The following is an 18,712-nucleotide window of genomic DNA, read 5'->3' on the forward strand; positions in this document are numbered from 1 at the left end:
GCAAAAAAGTACAACGAAGAAACGGTGAAACAGTAATATGCAGAATCAGCCTGTTAGTGACTAATTTTCATATTGCTTCAAACCGTCCTTGGTGCACCTTTTGGACTTCTTAAAAAAATTACAAGAATTATCTTGTACTCACATTCTAACTGAAGGAGCGGGGAGTGCCCATGAACTGAGAGTTCATGACGAAAATGTCTGGTTCCATGCATTTTTGTTAAATTTATGGTTGGAAAAACTATTAAAAATCTCTTGAAAAATGCACTGAGAGTGCACAAAAGCACGTGACTTTTTCAAAAATTTTTTGAAGTGGTATAATAGAGGTAATAAAATTGACTAGGAGAATTAAAGTGATACAATCCATCAGCACAGCACAGCACAGCACAGCACAGCACAGCACAGCACAGCACAGCACAGCACAGCACAGCACAGCACAGCACAAGGTAGTTTCTACCTTTTTTCAGCACGTCAAAAAACACCCTCAATTTTTGAAAATGGGGGTGTTTTATAATGGCTAAGAAAGCAGTTGAGAAAGAAACAACTCTTGAACAGATTCTCTTTAATTGCCGTAATGCTCTTCGTGGTGCGGGTGGTACTGAAAAGAATCGTGATGCAGTAATCGGTTTGGTCTTTATCAAGTTTGCTAGTGATAAGTTTGAAAAACGCCGTCTAGAAATTATTGAACAATACGGTGAGAACGATGTTTTCCTGAATAACAAGAACTTCTACACAGCTGAGAATGTCTTTTATCTCAAAGAAGAAAGTCGTTGGTCGTACATTGTTCAAGAAGCGAGTTCAAATGATATTGCCGTAAAGATTGATAAGGCCATGTCTGAACTTGAGAAAGAAAACAAGTCTCTAGAAGGAGCTTTGTTGAATGGCTTCTATGCTAATTTAGGAGTTGAAATCCGCACCCTTAAAAACTTAATTGATGAAATCAATAAGATTGACCCTGAAAAGTTTCATGAAGATGATTTGATTGGTCGTGTTTATGAATACTTCATGCAGTCTTACGCTGTGGCAAGTACCAAGGAAGAGGGGGAATTCTATACTCCACCTTCAGCAGTTAAACTAATTGCAGAGTTGATTGAACCATATTCTGGACGTGTCTATGACCCTGCTTGTGGTTCTGGAGGGATGTTTGTGCAATCAATGAAATTCATTGAACAGCATCATGGTAACAAGAAAAATATCTCTATTATTGGTCAAGAGAAAAACCCTGATACCCGTCGCCTTGCTAAGATGAACCTAGCAATTCGAGGGATTTCATATAATTTGGGTAGTAAACCTTATGGTGAGTCTTCTAGCTTTACAGATGACCAACATAAAGATATGAAAGTCGACTATATCATGGCTAACCCGCCGTTTAACCTGAAAAACTGGCGTAGTGATAATGAGTTACTAGATGATTCCCGTTGGGAAGGCTATCAAGTTCCTCCTGTTTCCAATGCCAATTATGCTTGGATTCTTCACATGCTTTCAAAACTTGATGTGACAGATGGAGTTGCAGGCTTTTTACTGGCAAACGGTGCCCTGAATGCGGATGGTGTGGAATACGAGATCCGTAAACAGTTGATTGAAAATGATAAGGTGGAAGCGATTATCGTTTTACCTCGTGATATGTTCTATACGACTGATATTTCAGTGACACTTTGGATTGTCAATAATAATAAAAAAGGTGGCGAAAAAAATGGTCACTTACTTCGTAATCGTGAGCACGAAATTCTTTTTTGCGACTTGAGACGCTGGGATGACCATGTCGAGAAGTATGTTTATGAAAAAGGAAAAAACAAGAAAAAGACTGTTCTAACCGACGACCAAATTGCTGAAGTTAAAAGGATTTACCATGCTTGGCAAACAGGTCAAGGCTATGAAGATGTGGCAGAACTCTGTCAGTCAGCCACTCTTGAGGATGTCCGAGAAGCTAATTACTCACTTGCTCCATCTAAATATGTGGAATTTATTGACCATGATTTAGACATTGATTATGGTGTAGAAATGGCACGCATCCAAGCTGAGATGAAAGAAGTTTTATCGCTAGAAAAAGCCTCTCAAACAAGTTTGGAAGAAGCCTTTAAGGGGATTGGTTATGACGTTAACTAAGCTAGGAAAATATCTAGAAACTTATGATGAGAGGAATCAAGATAGACTGGATGCTAGTCATGTTGTAGGAATTTCCACAAGTAAAGAGTTCATTACGACAAAGGCGAAATTGGACGGTGTTAGTTTGAAATCTTACAAGGTTGTTCCACCGAAACATTTTGCCTACGTGTCTGATACATCAAGACGTGGAGAAAAGATTTCTCTTTCATACAATGCTTCTAATGAAGAATATCTAGTGTCATCTATTTCAACTGTCTTCAAAGTTAAAGATGTCGAAGAATTATCGTCTGAGTTCCTCTTCATGTATTTCAACCGTCCAGAGTTTGACCGTTTTGCAAGGTATAATTCATGGGGCTCTGCTCGTGAAACCTTCTCATGGGATGATATGTGTGATATCGAAATTGACCTCCCTCCACTAGATATCCAAGAAAAGTATGTTGCTGTCTATCAAGCCATGCTGGATAATCAAAAAGCCTATGAGAATGGGCTAGAAGATTTGAAGTTGGTGTGTGATGCAACAATTGAAAAGCTCAGACGTGAGATACCGAGTGAAGCGATTGGGAAGTATATTGAACAAATCGATAGAAGAAATTCAGATGGTACTGTTAAATTGGCTCAAGGAGTAAGTGTAGATTTAGAATTTATTGATGCTAAACGTGTAGCAGAAAATTTTAAGTCTGGGAAAATAGTTCATGATGGCGAATTTGCATATAACAAAGTTATGAAAGCGAATGGAACAAAATTTCCTATTGCGTTAAGAAAAGGGGAAGCTTGTTTTATTTCAGGTTCCTATCAAGTTTTTAAAGTCTCTGATGAAAGTAAACTAATGTCAGAGTATCTGATGATGTGGTTATCTAGGCCTGAAATTCAGAGATATGCAGGATATATTTCGTGGGGCTCAACTCGTGATATTTTACAGTGGGAAATTCTAGGTGCAATTGAAATCCCTATCCCAGACATACATATTCAGAAGTCAATTGTTGATATTTACAATACCTATATTACACGTAAGGAAATCAACGAGAAACTGAAACAGCAAATCAAAGGCCTTTGTCCTATTTTGATTGCAGGAGCTATTACGGAGGCGAAAGCCAATGGCTAAATTTACTGAAGCACAGCTTGAAATGGCGATTGTTGAGCTATTTAAAGAAATGGGTTATACCTACATTGATGGTCAAGAGCTGAATCGAAAAAATGATGAGGTTTTGCTTGAAGATGACCTTAAAGATTTCTTGACATGTCGTTATCCTGAATTGACGGCTGTCGAGCTTGAAAAAGTCATCTATAAACTTAAATACCTTCCAAGTAAGCCTATTTACACAGCAAATAAACAAGCCTTCTATCTCATCAATGAAGGATTCAATTTAATTCGAGAGGACGCCCAGAAAGAAGCGGTTCATATTGATTATGTTGATTATGACAACCCAGAGAATAACATTTTCAAGGTTGTTAATCAATTTACCATTCAAGATGAGCGTGAGCGTCGTCCAGACATGCTCCTGTTTATCAATGGGATTCCTGTCTCTATCTTTGAATTTAAGACAGCTATTCAAGAAACGACGACTATTCATGATGCTTGGAAGCAGGTGTGTATCCGTTACAAACGTGATATCCCAACCCTCTTGAAGTATTCCTTCCTATCTGTCATCTCCGATGGCGCTAATACGAAACTAGGGTCTATTTTCACCCCCTATGAATACTATTATTCATGGAATAAAGCCAATGATGATGAAAAAGTAGCCAATGGCATTTCAGCTCTATTAACCATGATTCATGGCGCTTTTGCAAAGGATAGGGTTATTTCTATCTTACGTGATTTCATCTACTATCCTGATTCGGATAAAAAAGAGACAGCCATTGTCACTCGTTATCCTCAGTTTTTCGCTTCTGTCAAGATGCTAGAGAGTATCAAGGAGCACATGAGACCTCATGGTGACGGTAAAGGTGGGACTTATTTTGGCGCAACTGGTTCAGGGAAGACAAATACGATGCTTTTCCTTTCACGGTTACTTGGAACTCACGATAGGGAAATTTTTAAATCTCCAACGGTCATTATCCTTGTTGACCGTGAGGATTTAAGTTCTCAGACCAGCACCTTATTTGAAAATTCAAAGCGATATTTGAAGACGGATAATGTTAAGACTATTGGTAGTCGTGCTGAGTTGAAAGAAGAACTGTCGCTTAATCAAAGTGGTGGCGTTTATATTACAACTATTCAGAAATTTGAGGAGGCTACGGGCTTGCTTTCAGAACGAACCAATATTATCTGTATTTCAGATGAAGCACACCGCACACAGACTAATATTGGAGCAAAGCTCAAATACACAGATCAAGGTGTAGAAACCACCTACGGCTTTGCTAAGTACTTGCGCGATAGCTTCCCTAATGCAACCTATGCTGGATTTACTGGAACGCCAATTGACGAAACGCTTCGTGTCTTTGGTGAAGTAGTTGAACAGTATACCATGAGAGAGGCTACGGATGACGGCATCACAGTGAAAATCTCTTATGAGCCTCGCCTAGCTCGTGTTATCACGAATCAACAGCAGGTAGATGAGATTGATAATTACTACAAATCTGTTGAAGAAGAAGGAGCAAATACGGAGCAGATTGAAGCCAGTAAACGTGCCATGGCTAATATGACTCAGATTTTGAGCCATCCTGACCGTATACGAAAGGTTGTTGAAGATATTGCTGAGCACTATGAAAAAGTAGTCAGTGAAAAGCCTGATATTGTTCAAAAAGCGATGATTGTATGTTCAAATCGTGAACATGCTTACAAAGTTTACAAAGAGCTTGAAAAAGTTCGTCCTGAATGGTTTGTTGCCAAGAAAACTGAACGTGATGGTTTATCCGAAAAAGAGCTTGAAAAATTAACGGCTCTTCCTAAGGTCAATATAGTTGCAACTCGTGGCAAGGATGACGAAGAAGATATGTACAATCTTCTCGGAGATGCCGAACATCGTAAAAGCTTGGATAAAGCCTTTAAGAATACTGATTCAAATTTCCAAATCGTAATTGTAGTTGATATGTGGATTACAGGTTTTGATGTTCCATCTCTTACTGTGATGTATATTGATAAACCTTTAAAGAAACATACCTTGATTCAGACAATTTCCCGTGTTAACCGTGTTTTTGAAGGCAAAGACCATGGTTTGGTTGTTGACTACATTGGTATCAAACGTTCTATGATGGAAGCCATCAAGATGTACGGAGGCGAGCAAGAAAGTCCGGTTGATGAACTAGGAATTAGTTTAAAAGTGTTTAGAAATCAGTTGAGTCTGATTGATGAATTAGTGGGGAAATTTGATGCAACAGATTTCTTCAATGGAACGCCTGCAGAACGTCTCTTGTGCTTAAATCGAGCTGCTGAATACGTACAGATGCTTAAGGACATGGAATCTCGTTTTATGTACCTTTCCCGTAGAATGAAGAGTGCTTATGAGATAGTTTATCCATCAGGTGAACTAACGGATAATGAGGTAGAAAAAGCTCAATTTTACCTTGCTATTCGCTCAATCATTTACAAGCAGACTAAGGGAACAGCACCTGACGTTGAAACTATGAACAAGCATGTTCAAAAAATGATTGAAGATGCCATCGCTTCTACAGGTGTTGAAGATATTGTCAATAACAATAAGTTAGAACTATTTGACGAGAAATTCCTCGAACAATTGGATGAATTAGAAATGCCAATTACAAAATTCAATGCTTTGCTGAAACTCCTAAAACGAGCTATTGACCAATATGGAGCAACTAACTTGGTTAAAGCTATTGAATTCTCAAAACGTTTGTCCAAAGTTGTTGATAGCTATAATAACCGTGATGAATTGGTATTCTCATCTGAGGAAATGGCTCAATTCGTTGACGGCTTATCAGATGAAGTGATGAAAATCTTGCAAGATCTCCAAGCTGATATGAATTCCTTCCAAGATATGGGCGTTTCTTATGAAGAAAAGGTTTTCTATGATATTTTGGTGAAGGTTCGTGATGAGCATGAATTTGAGTATGCTGATGACAAATGTGTTGAACTTGCTAAAGTTATCAAAGAGATGGTGGATGATAAATCACAGTATGCGGATTGGTCGAATCGTGAAGATATAAAGGCTCAGCTGAATGTGGATTTAACAATATTGCTCTACGAGAATGGTTATCCACCACAATGGAATGAAGAAGTCTTTGAAGAAGTCTTAGGACAAGCTTCAAATTTTAAAAAATCAATAGACTAGAAAGGGTATATGGCATCACTTAAACAATATATAAATGACCATTATTTTTCTGAACTCGAAAAAGTAGGTGGAAAATATCTTGTAGAGCATGCTAGAGAGTTAGGAATCGATGTTGATTGGTACACAGGAGACCTTGTTGTTCGATATTCTAAGATTCAATATGTTTACGCAGGTCAAAGAGATGATAACCTGATTGATATTGATGTGTTGCTAGATGTCTATGCTGAAAATAGTTGGCTAGATGGTCAGCTTGATAAATATACTAGTCTTCATAATAGATGGTTTCGGATATCGTGTACAGCCTTAGTTGAAGATGGTCTAAAACATTTTATGATTCATAATGTAGTACCTTATCAACGAGGCACAAATAGTCTTTTTGAACATAAGCTAGATGATTCGCTTCTTCCATACCTGAGGGATACTTTTGAAAAAGAGACTGAAAAAATAGCAGAAAGGATTCTAAACCAATATTTTCCTAACTTTTTGAACGAAACTCAGGCAATCAATCCTTTTGAGTTTGCTTCTCTTCTAGGTCTAACAATCGAATATAGGAAGATAACAGATGATTTATCTGTATATGGTCGCATCTATTTTGAGGATGATATCTTTAATAATGTATCTGCTAAAACCATTGTAATTGACAATGAGTTGGTAGAAAAAAGAAATCGGTCAACTGTAAATATTGCCGTTGTTCATGAGTGTATTCATTGGGTTTTACACCGCTTAGCTGTCGAACTTGAAAAAGGAAACAATGCTGTTTCAGATGATAATAATCTTATCAAATGGATGGAACAGCAAGTTTGGACGATTGCTCCCAAAGTTATGATGCCAAAGACAGTTACCCAAAATCTTGTTAAACACTATTTTGAAGAGTGGAGAAGTGAAGATTCTAGTATTCAGGTTTCAGATATAATAGATAAGTTAATTATAAGAATAGCATCTACTTTTGGAGTTCCTGTTATTTCTGCTAAAAAACGATTAGCAGAACTTGGGATTGAGGAAGCTCGAGGAGCATTGGAATATGTAGATGGTCGTTATGTTCCTAAACATAGTTGGTCTCAAGGGTTCTTAGGAATAAATCAGACATTTACGATTGGTGCTTATGACCTAGCTAAGTTGTTAAAGCATAATGAAACACTACGAAGCCGTCTTGAAAATGGTAGCCTTGTCTATGTTGAGTCACATATTTGTTTGAATGATACACGATATGTAGATTGCACGGGAACTAAAATTCAACTAACTTCTTATGCTAGAACGCATATGGATGAATGCTGTTTAGTTTTTGACAAGAACAGGGGGACAACAAGTAGTCAACAACGTTTTACCTTGGTCAAGTTGTTGAATAATGCTCTTGAGCCTAGGCTAGCTCCTCAATATCAGTATCAGAGCAGCCCTTCAAACTTAGGAATTGAAGAAGAAGCGAGTTTGTTAATGAAACAAGGAAAAGTGATTCGAAAAATTAAAGCTGAATTACCTAGAACAAGTTTCGGGGATTGTCTGAAATATTTGAGAAAATGGCGAAAAGTTAACAATGAAGAATTAGCAAAAGATGCCCTCCTGTCAGCTACTTATATCTCTCGTTTACAAAATAATAAGGTGAAGGATATAACGCTTAGAACAGTTGTGGCTCTATGTATTGCGATGTCTTTACCTTATGAAGTTTGTGTTGAGTTTATCTCTATTTCAGGGCGAAGTCTTCGCACACTTTCAGAAGATGAAGATATGCTTTATAACCTCTTCTTGATGACGACTGAAAGTTATACAGTTGAACATTGTAATAACATTTTGACAGAGTGCAAATTACCTAAACTAACAGAAAAAAATGAAATTCATTGATTAAATCAGTCGAGAGAATGGATGGATGTATTATGCTTTATAAATTATTTTCAGATGATTCAGAATGGGATATTTTTCAAAATATTCTTGCTACGGAAAGTGCTATATTTGCTAAGTCAAATGAAGAAAAGTTACTATTTCAAGATTTGCAAAGTACAGAGTGGAATGACAATACTAGCACTAGACCAGATTTTATTTCAGATAAATTCATGATTGAGCTATTTGAAGTTGATGATATTGTCAGTAAGAAAAAAGGGAAAGATAATCCTCAAAGAAAAGCTGATGCTAGAGCATTAAGAACAGTCAAAGATTATATGAAACAATTTCCTGAGGGAACTTTTTATGAAGATGTAAAGATTATTGTTCATGGGGATACTAGGTATAACCCAGTCAGCGATACATGTACTCCTGATGATTCAATAAATCATCACAATTATCGAGCTTATCATAATAACTTCACTAGAATTGTTCAAAAGCATCTTGACAGCATTCCAGCATATCGAGATAGCTTCCCAAATAAGAAATTGGGGTTTATGATTTTAGACGATTCAACATATTATATACCTGAGACTTACCTTAAAAGTAAAGCAACAGTGAAACAAATGCTACAACAGATGCCTTTCTTTGATAAACATTTCATGAAGTTATTCATAAAATCTGATATTGATTTTTTAATCTGGGCATTTAACAATAAATATGTGTATACAGATAAAGATAGGTTCGGTTCACAACCACTTGTTCCACGGTTGGCAATCATAAGCAAAGAAAACTTTTATACCAAACATTCAAGATACTTCTTTTTGGACAACATGGTCTCCTTAGAAGAATAATTAAAAATAAGAAATAAGGCAGGTGTTTGCACCTGCCTCAGACCGAAGACAAACTTCTTTTTGGAGGTTTGTCTTTTTTGGTGTCTCTTATCTTTGAGATGAAAAATGGATAAGAAAGCTGAAGCTGTCCAAAATAAAAAGGCCTTCCTGCCATCATTTTTACTAGCTTTTTGAGATTTAAACACGCTAAAATCAGCCCAACCTTGTCTTCCATTTTGGACTTGCCAATCTCTCTCGTATATCTGAGATTGTGATATTCTTTAGCTGTTCCAAAGAGGCGTTCAATGGTTTCTTTTCGATGTTGGTAGCGTTCCCTCATCCCTCTTTGATAGCGAATGTCCTCACAAATCTCCATATCCTCTTTCCAAAGATGTCTCGTGACGACTTTTTGATGCTTCTGACTCTCTGTGCAACTCCCTAATAAAGGACAAGTGGCACAAATCTTGGCCTTACTCTTATACTCCCGATAGCCCTCACGAGTCGTTGTACAATACTCTAACGTCTGATTTTCGGGGCAAAGGTAACAATCATAATACTCATCGTAAACAAAATCCTTAGGCTGTAACAGCCCTTTCTTTCCTTTCGGTCTGGTATAAGGAAAAACAGGGGTAATGTTTTTATCCAGCAAGAATTTAGCGATAGAAGGCGTTTTATAACCTGAATCAGCGATAAGGAAGTGAGGACTGAAGGGCTCAAGTTTGGCAAACAGCGCAGGAAAAGCTTGGCTGTCATGGACATTCCCTGCTTCTACACTATAGGCTAATGCCCAGCCATGTTTATCGCAGGCAACCTGAGCATTATAGGCAAAAACTTCTTTATGCTCACCTTTATGAAACCAACCGCTCTCCGGGTCAGTCGTTGAGACTTTCTTTTCTTTAGCCTCGCTTTTTGTGGCGGGCTTTAGCGACTTTTTTGCGTGTTTTTTCCTGTCCAAATCAATTTCAAGTGCCAGCTGGTCACTCATAAATTTAGCCTGTTGTTCCACCATTTCCTTGCGATACTTGTGATTGTTAGCTGCGGCTTTGACGTGAGTGCCGTCCACGAAAATCTCATTGGGGTCAATCAAACCAGCCATCAGAGCTTGATGCAGCACCTGATTAAAAATTTCAGAAATGACCTGTTTGTCTTGGAAACGCCGACTGTAATTCTTACCATAGGTCGTAAAATGAGGCACCTTATCGTCCAAAGTCAACCCCAGAAACCAACGGTAAGCATTATTGACTTCAATTTCTTTAATGGTCTGACGCATGGAGCGAATACCATAGAAACATTGAATGAGAGGGATTTTGATGAGCATCACAGGGTCTAAACTCGGACGCCCATTATCACAAGAGTAAGTCTCCTCAACTAAGTCATAGATGAAGTCAAAATCAATCACAGTCTCAATCTTACGTAGAAAGTGATCCTCAGGAACAAGCTGGTCAAGCGTATAGAATCCGTACTGATGGCGGTTATAGTCTGGCTTTTCTTTGTGAAACATGGCCTTACCTCACAAACCGTTTTCTTTTAGTATACTCCTAAACAGAGCAAAAAGCTCTTAGAAATTCAATTCTAAGAGCTTTGTCTTCAGTCTGAGGCAGGTGTTTGCACCTGCCTTTTGGATTCCTCTGCTCAATCGAAAAGACTTCACTATTTCGATAATTTAGAGGAATGAAAGTTGTTTTTGGTAGTGATGGTAAAACATCAAAAGCCTGACAGAAAGTGTCAGGCTTTTGATTATCCGAATATATCTTATTTCAAAAAGGTAGTGAAAAAGGTAGTGATTCGGATGATTTTTATTGCAATGTACTGAAATTCAAAATTTCAAGAATCGCATAAAATCAAGGTTTCTAACGTCTATTGACGTGTAGTGAATCCCTATTTCACCTCTGTAAAAATCACGTGTTTACGCAATTTTGGTGAGTATTTTTTCAGTTGCAGACGGTCTGGGGTGTTACGTTTGTTTTTTGAAGTAAGGTACAAGCGTTCACCAGATTCTTTGTGTTCAAGTGTAATATTTACGCGCATGGTATCTCCCTTCTATTATTCCGCAGCCTTAGCTTTAGCGATTTTACGTCCTTTGTAGTATCCTTTGAGGGATACACGGTGAGAACGTGAGTAATCTCCGGTTGTTTCATCAAATTTCACAGTTGGAGCTGTCAAATTGTAGTGTGTGCGGCGTTTGTTTTTCTTCGCTTTTGATGTGCGACGTGCAGGTACTGCCATTTTTTCTTTCCTCCGTAAGATATAAAGGGCTTTTAGCCCGTATTTATTTTTTGGGTTAATGTGACTTGCGTCAACTTTAACAGTATATCAAAAGATTTTTGTAAAGTAAAGTTACTTGACAGATTTTTTAGAAAAAAGCTCTGCTATCTTTCAAAAATGTCCTAAAAAATGGTAAAATAGATAAGGATTTTATCTGTATAGAAAGGAAGGACAAAAGGCGAAAAGCGTTTGTGCTGGAATTAAACACAGGCTAAGCGCTGGGCAAAAAAAGATAAGGTGTCTGGGAAATCAGAATTTTCTGCCGCCTGCCTGCTTTTGCTGGGTGCTTAACGTCTTTTGTATCATAAAATATGAAGCTTCAGAAGCCTAAGGGAACACAGGATATACTGCCTCAGGAAACGGTTAAATGGCAGTATGTTGAAAACATGGCGCGTGAGACCTTTAAAAAATACCGCTATGGTGAGATCAGGACGCCGATTTTTGAACACTATGAAGTCATCAGCCGTTCGGTCGGCGATACGACAGACATTGTCACCAAGGAAATGTATGATTTTTATGACAAGGGAGACCGTCATATTACGCTGCGTCCGGAAGGGACAGCACCGGTTGTGCGTTCTTATGTAGAAAATAAATTTTTTGCACCGGAAGTGCAAAAGCCGGTCAAGGTTTTCTATATTGGCTCCATGTTTCGCTACGAGCGTCCTCAGGCGGGACGCCTGCGGGAATTTCACCAGATTGGTGTAGAGTGCTTTGGATCCGGCAATCCGGCGACTGATGTTGAAACGATTGCCATGGCCTATCAGCTGTTTGCTGAGCTTGGTATTAAAGATGTGGTTCTGCACCTCAACAGTCTGGGAAATACTGAAAGCCGCATGGCTTACCGCCAGGCTTTGATTGATTATCTGACGCCAATGCGGGAGAGCTTGTCCAAGGACAGCCAGCGCCGTTTAGATGAAAATCCGCTGCGTGTGCTGGATTCTAAGGAAAAAGAGGATAAGGCGGCGGTGGAAAACGCCCCTTCCATTCTTGACTATCTGGATGAGGAATCACAGGAGCATTTTGCAGCAGTGCGAGAAATGCTTGAAGCGCTTAGGATTCCCTATGTTATCGATACCAATATGGTACGCGGGCTGGATTATTATAACCATACGATTTTTGAATTTATCACGACGGTTGATCAGTCTGAATTGACTATCTGTGCGGGCGGCCGCTATGATGGTCTGGTAGAGTATTTCGGCGGACCGCAAACAGCTGGTTTCGGCTTTGGACTGGGTCTTGAGCGTCTGCTGTTGGTTCTTGAAAAGCAAGGCATTGAGCTGCCGCTTGATGACAGCTTAGATGTCTATGTCGCTGTTCTTGGCAGCAGTGTTAACGGGAAGGCCTTGGAACTTGTTCAAGCAATTCGCAGACAGGGTTTTGCTGCGGAGCGTGATTATCTCGGCCGTAAAATTAAGGCTCAATTTAAATCGGCAGATGCCTTTAAAGCTAAAACCGTGATTACTCTTGGCGAAAGTGAAGTTGAAGCCGGTCAGGTCACCATCAAAAATAATAAGACACGCGAAGAGATGACGGTAAGTTTTGATGCCCTTATCAATGATTTTGCCTCTGTTTTTGCTAAAGTGAACTAAGGCAAAACATTTTATCTCCAAATGGCTTTGCTGCCAAGACCTGACAGCAAGAGGGTACATACTGTCTGTTTAAAGAGCAGCTCAGCTATTCTTAAAAATCGTGAAAAACTCCTCCTATATGGGTGGGGTTTTTGTGTGCTTTTTGCTATAATAGATGGGAATGAATAAATGATATATGTTGAAAGGAAATGAATTCGGGCAGGAAAGCTTGAAAACGGATCAGCTGTTTAACAAAGAAAAATGTCATGCCAGCTGTTTCTGAGTTTTCAGTTGTTTTTTGCTGCGGCCTTCTGCTGCTTGGGATAGTCTTTTACACTATTTCAACGATTCAGGTATCTTAAGTTATGAAGCGTTCTATGTATGCTGGCCGTGTTCGCAGCGAACACATCGGAAGTGAAATTACTTTAAAAGGCTGGGTTGCTCGTCGCCGTGATTTGGGAGGGCTTATTTTTATTGATCTGCGTGACCGTGAAGGCATTATGCAGCTGGTCATCAATCCTGAACAAGCCGCAAAAGAGGTTGTCGAAGCGGCAGAGGCTCTGCGCAGCGAATATGTTATTGAGGCAACCGGTCTTGTTGTTGAGCGTGCTCAGGCCAACGATAAATTGCCGACCGGTCAGGTTGAACTGCAGGTTGAAGCTTTGGAGATTTTAAACCGTTCTAAGACAACACCTTTTGAAATCAAGGATGGTGTGGAAGCTGCTGATGAAACGCGCCTGCGTTACCGTTATCTTGACCTGCGCCGCCCTGAGATGTTAGAAAACTTTAAACTGCGTGCCAAAGTGACGCACTCGATTCGCAATTACCTTGATGGGCTGGAATTTATAGATGTTGAAACCCCGATGCTGGCTAAGTCAACGCCGGAAGGGGCGCGTGATTATCTAGTACCAAGCCGTATCAGCCGCGGTCATTTCTATGCCCTTCCGCAAAGCCCGCAGATTACCAAGCAGCTTTTGATGAATGCCGGCTTTGACCGCTATTACCAGATTGTTAAGTGCTTCCGTGATGAGGATCTGCGGGGAGACCGCCAGCCTGAATTTACACAGGTGGATTTAGAAACTTCATTTCTGACGGATCAGGAAATTCAAGACATCACAGAAGGCATGCTTGCCAAAGTAATGAAAGACACCAAAGGTTTTGATGTGACTCTGCCTTTTCCGCGGATGACTTATGATGATGCCATGAATCATTATGGTTCGGATAAGCCGGATACTCGTTTTGACATGCTTTTGCAGGACGTGACAGAGCTTGTCAAGGGTATCGACTTTAAAGTCTTTTCGGAAGCCCCTGCTGTGAAAGCTATTGTTGCTAAGGGTGCGGCTGATAAGTATTCCCGAAAAGCTATTGATAAGTTGACAGAACTTGTCAAGCAATTTGGCGCCAAAGGCTTGGCTTGGATCAAGTACAGTAAGGGAGAGCTGACCGGTCCGGTTTCTAAATTCCTTTTGCCGATTGCAGATAGGTTGACAGAACGTTTACAGCTGGAAGAAAATGATTTAGTCCTTTTTGTAGCAGACAGCTTAGATGTGGCAAATAATGCCTTGGGAGCACTGCGCAATCACTTAGGCAAAGAGCTGGGGCTTATTGATCCGTCCCAATTTAATTTTCTCTGGGTAGTTGACTGGCCCATGTTTGAATGGTCAGAAGAAGAGGGCCGCTATACCAGTGCCCACCACCCTTTCACTCTGCCGCAAGAGAATACAGCTCAGGAACTTGAAGGAGACCTGAGCAAGGTTCGGGCCGTTGCCTATGATATTGTACTCAACGGTTATGAGCTTGGCGGCGGAAGTCTGCGTATCAATCAAAGGGAACTGCAGGAGCGCATGTTTAAAGCTCTGGGTTTTACAAAAGACAATGCCCAAGAACAATTTGGCTTTTTGCTTGAAGCCATGGACTACGGTTTTCCTCCTCACGGCGGCTTAGCGCTCGGACTTGACCGTTTAGTCATGCTGCTGGCCGGCAAGGACAATATCCGTGAAGTTATTGCCTTTCCAAAGAATAATAAAGCTTCTGACCCGATGACTCAGGCTCCAAGCCCCGTGTCTGATCAGCAGCTTGATGAACTTTCCTTAAATGTATTGGACTCTTCCGAAAAATAATGACTAAAAATAAATTTGCTATTATTTTCAAGCACCGGCTCAAACGGCTGGCCAAGCGCTATCAGCTCATCCATGTTCTCTCGTCTATTTCTCGGGAGAAGTACGGTGAGCGGATTTCCGGTTCTATTATTTATGCTTTGCTGTCCTCTATTGCGGTTAATTTTTTCTTTCAGCCGGGGAAAGTCTATGCCAGCGGAGCTACCGGTTTGGCACAGATTGTGTCTGCCTTGTCAGCTGAGTATGCCGGTATCACTGTTCCCGTTTCAGTAACCTTTTATGCTGTTAATATACCGCTCTTAATTATGGCTTGGTACACTATTGGACATAAGTTTACTGTTTTCACCTTTATTACAGTCACTCTGAGCTCGCTGTTTATTCAATTCATCCCTCAGATTACGCTGACACCTGACCCGATGATGAACGCCATCTTTGGCGGTTTGGTCATGGGGGTGGGCATTGGCTTTGCGCTTCGCAACAATGTTTCAAGCGGCGGAACGGATATTATCAGTCTTTTAGTTCGTAAAAAAACAGGGCGCAAGGTTGGAACAGTCTCTTTGGTGGTCAATGTTTTGATTATGGCTGTGGCGGGCATGACCTTCGGCTGGCAGTATGCACTTTATTCGATGGTTACCATCTTTGTATCCAGCCGAATGACGGATGCTGTTTTCGTTAAGCAAAAGAAAATGCAGGCCATGATTGTTACCGGCAGGCCCAACCGCGTGATTCGCATGATTCATAAGAAGCTCAATCGCGGCGTGACTATCATTAATGATGCCGAAGGAACCTATAATCATGAACACAAGGCTGTTCTTATCACAATCATCACGCGTGCCGAATTTAATGATTTTAAGGACATCATGAAAAAAACAGACAAGGATGCTTTTGTCTCTGTTGCCGATAACGTCAACATTATCGGCCGTTTTGTCGAGGACGATTAAATTTTATTTTGTGATTTAAGGAGCTCCGATGAAAATAGATTATACGCTGCATTTGAGGAATTTTATTTTTATTGCGATAGGAGCAGCCATTTATGCCTTTGGTTTTGTCAATTTTAACATGGCCAACCATATTGCTGAAGGCGGCATTACAGGGCTGACACTGGTTTTTCATGCGCTTTTGAGGATTGACCCGACCTATACAGGTTATCTGATGAACTTGCCTTTGTTGCTCCTTGGTGTCCATGTGTTTGGGCGCAGAGCAATGCTGTATACGATATACGGCACAAGCGTGATGTACCTGTTTGTCTATGCTTTTCAGAGAATTCCGCTTTATATTGATTTACAGCATGACTATTGAGTTATTGCGCTGGTAGCCGGCATCTGTTCAGGTATTGGCAGCGGGATTGTCTTTCGTTATGGCGGAACAACCGGCGGCTCTGATATTATTGCCCGCATCATAGAAGATAAGTACGGGATCCAGCTGGGTCAGGCCTTGCTGGGGTTTGATATTTTTGTTATGCTGCTGTCTTTGACCTATGTATCCATCCCTCAGATGATGTATGCGCTTATCGCCAGCTTCATGTTCAGTCAGGTTGTCATTTTAATTCAGAATGGCGGTTATTCTGTTCGCGGGGTCTTGATTATTACAGACAAGCATGAGGAAGCAGCTGAGGCCATTCTCCAAGACCTTAACCGCGGAGTCACTTACCTGAAGGGTCAGGGGGCCTATTCCGGGAAGGAGAAAAACGTCCTTTATGTTGCTTTAAATCCTGCGGATGTCAGGGCTCTCAAAGAAATCATGGAAGAAGTGGATCCGGATGCTTTTATCTCTATTTTAAATGTGGAAGAGGTTGTCAGTCCGGATTTCGTTATCAGCAGGCGTGAGCGCAGAAAGGCTTACAGATAGGCTGTTTTTAAACTTGGAAATTGTCAAAGAAAATTTTCATATTGAATTAATAAAAAGCTGAGATCAACAAGAATCTCAGCTTTTTGCTTATCTTTTTTACATTTCATCCGGAGCTTCTACACCGAGCAGACGCAGGGCTTCTTTGAGAACCGTTGCTGTCGCATAGCTGAGTGCCAAGCGGCTGCTGCGTTCTGGACCGTCATCAAGAATGCGGGTATGGGCATAGAATTTATTGAAACTCTGTGCCAAGTTGATGGCGAATTTAGCAATAACAGAAGGATCGAAGTGATCTGCTGCCTTGACAATCATGTCCGGGAAGGCTTGAATGAGTTTGATAATCTCCCAGCTCTCAGCATCATTTAAACTGTAAACGGCCTTTACATCAGGCTGGAAGTTAGCTTTTCTAAGAATGGACTGAATGCGGGCATGGGCATACTGGACATAAGGCCCGGTTTCGCCTTCAAAGGAAACCATGGCTTCAAGATCAAAGTCATAGCCGTTATTGCGGTCTGTTTTCAAATCGTAAAATTTAATGGCTCCGACTCCGACAGCGTGGGCGACGTCTTCCTTGTTGGCCAAATCGGGATTTTTAGCATCAATTTGTGCCAGAGAACGCTTGACAGCCTCAGCAATAGTCGGCTCAAGCAGGATAACATTGCCTTTGCGGGTTGAGAGTTTTTTTCCGTTTTTAGTTACCAGTCCAAAAGAGACATGCTCGATGTCTTGCCCCCAAGCAAATCCCATCTCCGTAAGAACAGCCTTTAACTGCTTAAAGTGGGCTGCCTGTTCCTGCCCGACAACATAGACAGCCTTGGCAAAGTCGTACTCCCGTTTGCGGTAGAGCGCGGCAGCCAAGTCACGGGTAATATAAAGCGTGGCTCCGTCAGATTTCTTAATCAGGGCAGGATGGTCAATGCCGTATTTTTCAAGATTGACAACCTGAGCTCCGTCAGATTCTTCTAAAAGGCCTTTTTCGGTCAGGAGCTCAACAATTTCATCCATTTTATCGTTATAGAATGCTTCGCCGTTGTAACTGTCAAAGCTAACGTTTAGTTCTGTGTAAAGCCGGTTGAATTCAATCAGGCTTTCATCACGGAACCATTGCCAGAGAGACAGCGCTTCTTTGTCGCCGTTTTCTAACTTGCGGAACCATTCGCGGGCTTCTTCATCAATTTCCGGATGCTTTTCGGCCTCAGCGTTAATGCGGACGTAAAGTTTTAAAAGCTCGTCAATAGGATGAGCTCTGACAGCTTCTTCATCTCCCCATTTTTTATAGGCTGCAATCAGCAGGCCAAATTGCTTGCCCCAGTCACCCAGATGGTTGATTTTGATGGTTTTATAGCCCAGTTTTTGAAAAATGTTGGACAGAGCATCCCCGATAACAGTTGAGCGCAGGTGCCCAACTGAAAATGGTTTTGCGATATTTGGGCTTGAGAGGTCTATGGCAATTGAGTGGCCCTGCCCGATTGTTTTTTGAGCATAGCTGCTGCCTTGGTCGATAACATCTTTCAGGACCTGTGCTGAAATTTCTGCTTTGTTAAGAAAAAAGTTGACGTAAGGACCTACAGCTTCGACTTTTTCAAAATGATCGGCGTCAATCTGTTCAGCCAGTGAAGCGGCAATCATTTGCGGTGCTTTGCGCATGGTTTTAGCCAGACTGAATGCAGGGAAAGCCAAGTCGCCCATATCGGATTTTTTAGGCTTTTCCAGCAGATCTGAAATGCTGTCAGTATCTAAATCACTAATGACTTTAGCCAGTTCTTCTGCAACTAATTGTTTGTTATCCATTTCTGTCTCCTCAAAAGTAATCATTTTATTTTAACATAAATTACCATGCTTTTGCTGAAAATTGCAAAAAATCTACAATCTTTCCTGTCAGCTGCTTTTGACAATCAAAGGATGAAAAAAGCCTTAATTTTTGATATAATTTTAGAGAT

At 40.6% G+C, this 18,712-nt stretch carries 13 protein-coding genes and 1 pseudogene; 10 read left to right on the top strand and 4 right to left on the bottom strand.

All coding sequences use genetic code 11. From position 1 onward, the window contains the following. Positions 1-350: 350 nt before the first annotated feature. From AC4HAF_RS05270 to AC4HAF_RS05295, 6 genes are read left to right on the top strand one after another with little or no spacing between them, the layout of a single operon-like run. A complete protein-coding gene (locus AC4HAF_RS05270) occupies positions 351-518 on the top strand; it encodes a hypothetical protein (protein WP_491096947.1) in 168 nt (55 codons plus the stop codon). Then, on the top strand, positions 511-2,103 hold the full coding sequence (locus AC4HAF_RS05275) for a type I restriction-modification system subunit M (protein ID WP_491096948.1): 1,593 nt from the start codon (positions 511-513) through the stop codon (positions 2,101-2,103). Before AC4HAF_RS05270 ends, AC4HAF_RS05275 begins: the two co-directional genes overlap by 8 nt. Then, entirely contained in the window at positions 2,090-3,205 is a 1,116-nt protein-coding gene (locus AC4HAF_RS05280; protein WP_491096949.1) for a restriction endonuclease subunit S, read from the top strand. The genes AC4HAF_RS05275 and AC4HAF_RS05280 overlap by 14 nt, the downstream gene beginning before the upstream one ends. After that, positions 3,198-6,332, top strand: a complete 3,135-nt coding sequence (locus AC4HAF_RS05285) for a type I restriction endonuclease subunit R (protein WP_491096950.1) — start codon at positions 3,198-3,200, stop codon at positions 6,330-6,332. Before AC4HAF_RS05280 ends, AC4HAF_RS05285 begins: the two co-directional genes overlap by 8 nt. Before the next feature lie 9 nt (positions 6,333-6,341). After that, positions 6,342-8,168 (top strand): helix-turn-helix domain-containing protein, encoded by a 1,827-nt coding sequence (locus AC4HAF_RS05290; RefSeq protein WP_491096951.1) that lies wholly within the window; start codon positions 6,342-6,344, stop codon positions 8,166-8,168. 32 nt (positions 8,169-8,200) lie between these two features. After that, the gene (locus tag AC4HAF_RS05295; protein ID WP_491096952.1) at positions 8,201-8,998 is read left to right on the top strand and encodes a hypothetical protein; all 798 of its coding nucleotides are present in this window, start codon (positions 8,201-8,203) and stop codon (positions 8,996-8,998) included. A gap of 37 nt (positions 8,999-9,035) precedes the next feature. On the opposite strand, the gene AC4HAF_RS05300 is transcribed toward AC4HAF_RS05295, so the two are convergent. The 3 genes from AC4HAF_RS05300 to rpmF form a co-directional block, all read right to left on the bottom strand. Then, complete coding sequence (locus AC4HAF_RS05300) at positions 9,036-10,478, bottom strand: IS1182 family transposase (protein ID WP_491096953.1); 1,443 nt, start codon at positions 10,476-10,478, stop codon at positions 9,036-9,038. 377 nt (positions 10,479-10,855) lie between these two features. Continuing rightward, positions 10,856-11,005 (bottom strand): 50S ribosomal protein L33, encoded by a 150-nt coding sequence (rpmG, locus tag AC4HAF_RS05305; protein ID WP_002262412.1) that lies wholly within the window; start codon positions 11,003-11,005, stop codon positions 10,856-10,858. Positions 11,006-11,020: 15 nt separating this feature from the next. Then, a complete protein-coding gene (rpmF, locus tag AC4HAF_RS05310) occupies positions 11,021-11,203 on the bottom strand; it encodes a 50S ribosomal protein L32 (RefSeq protein WP_003079131.1) in 183 nt (60 codons plus the stop codon). Positions 11,204-11,553: 350 nt separating this feature from the next. On the opposite strand from rpmF, the gene hisS reads away from it, so the two are divergent. From hisS to AC4HAF_RS05330, 4 genes and pseudogenes are all read left to right on the top strand, one after another. Further along, entirely contained in the window at positions 11,554-12,831 is a 1,278-nt protein-coding gene (hisS, locus tag AC4HAF_RS05315) for a histidine--tRNA ligase (protein WP_491096954.1), read from the top strand. A 344-nt stretch (positions 12,832-13,175) separates the two neighbouring features. Then, positions 13,176-14,930: an aspartate--tRNA ligase gene (aspS, locus tag AC4HAF_RS05320; protein WP_491096955.1), complete on the top strand. Its 1,755-nt coding sequence runs from the start codon at positions 13,176-13,178 to the stop codon at positions 14,928-14,930. Further along, on the top strand, positions 14,930-15,868 hold the full coding sequence (locus AC4HAF_RS05325) for a YitT family protein (RefSeq protein WP_491096956.1): 939 nt from the start codon (positions 14,930-14,932) through the stop codon (positions 15,866-15,868). The genes aspS and AC4HAF_RS05325 overlap by 1 nt, the downstream gene beginning before the upstream one ends. 28 nt (positions 15,869-15,896) lie before the next feature. Then, positions 15,897-16,775 (top strand): annotated as a pseudogene (locus AC4HAF_RS05330) (YitT family protein). 96 nt (positions 16,776-16,871) lie between these two features. Here the strand turns inward: AC4HAF_RS05330 and argS are convergent. Further along, on the bottom strand, positions 16,872-18,563 hold the full coding sequence (gene argS / locus AC4HAF_RS05335; protein ID WP_491096957.1) for an arginine--tRNA ligase: 1,692 nt from the start codon (positions 18,561-18,563) through the stop codon (positions 16,872-16,874). Between the last annotated feature and the right edge of the window lie 149 nt (positions 18,564-18,712).

Source organism: Streptococcus sp. ELY_90 (assembly GCF_058314475.1).

Excerpts from the sequence above, each read along its gene's own strand:
- AC4HAF_RS05275 (WP_491096948.1), top strand. The coding sequence starts at position 511 with ATGGCTAAGAAAGCAGTTGAGAAAGAAACAACTCTTGAACAGATTCTC.
- AC4HAF_RS05280 (WP_491096949.1), top strand. The coding sequence starts at position 2,090 with ATGACGTTAACTAAGCTAGGAAAATATCTAGAAACTTATGATGAGAGG.
- AC4HAF_RS05285 (WP_491096950.1), top strand. The coding sequence starts at position 3,198 with ATGGCTAAATTTACTGAAGCACAGCTTGAAATGGCGATTGTTGAGCTA.
- AC4HAF_RS05290 (WP_491096951.1), top strand. The coding sequence starts at position 6,342 with ATGGCATCACTTAAACAATATATAAATGACCATTATTTTTCTGAACTC.
- AC4HAF_RS05295 (WP_491096952.1), top strand. The coding sequence starts at position 8,201 with ATGCTTTATAAATTATTTTCAGATGATTCAGAATGGGATATTTTTCAA.
- AC4HAF_RS05300 (WP_491096953.1), bottom strand. The coding sequence starts at position 10,478 with ATGTTTCACAAAGAAAAGCCAGACTATAACCGCCATCAGTACGGATTC.
- rpmG (WP_002262412.1), bottom strand. The coding sequence starts at position 11,005 with ATGCGCGTAAATATTACACTTGAACACAAAGAATCTGGTGAACGCTTG.
- rpmF (WP_003079131.1), bottom strand. The coding sequence starts at position 11,203 with ATGGCAGTACCTGCACGTCGCACATCAAAAGCGAAGAAAAACAAACGC.
- hisS (WP_491096954.1), top strand. The coding sequence starts at position 11,554 with ATGAAGCTTCAGAAGCCTAAGGGAACACAGGATATACTGCCTCAGGAA.
- aspS (WP_491096955.1), top strand. The coding sequence starts at position 13,176 with ATGAAGCGTTCTATGTATGCTGGCCGTGTTCGCAGCGAACACATCGGA.
- AC4HAF_RS05325 (WP_491096956.1), top strand. The coding sequence starts at position 14,930 with ATGACTAAAAATAAATTTGCTATTATTTTCAAGCACCGGCTCAAACGG.
- argS (WP_491096957.1), bottom strand. The coding sequence starts at position 18,563 with ATGGATAACAAACAATTAGTTGCAGAAGAACTGGCTAAAGTCATTAGT.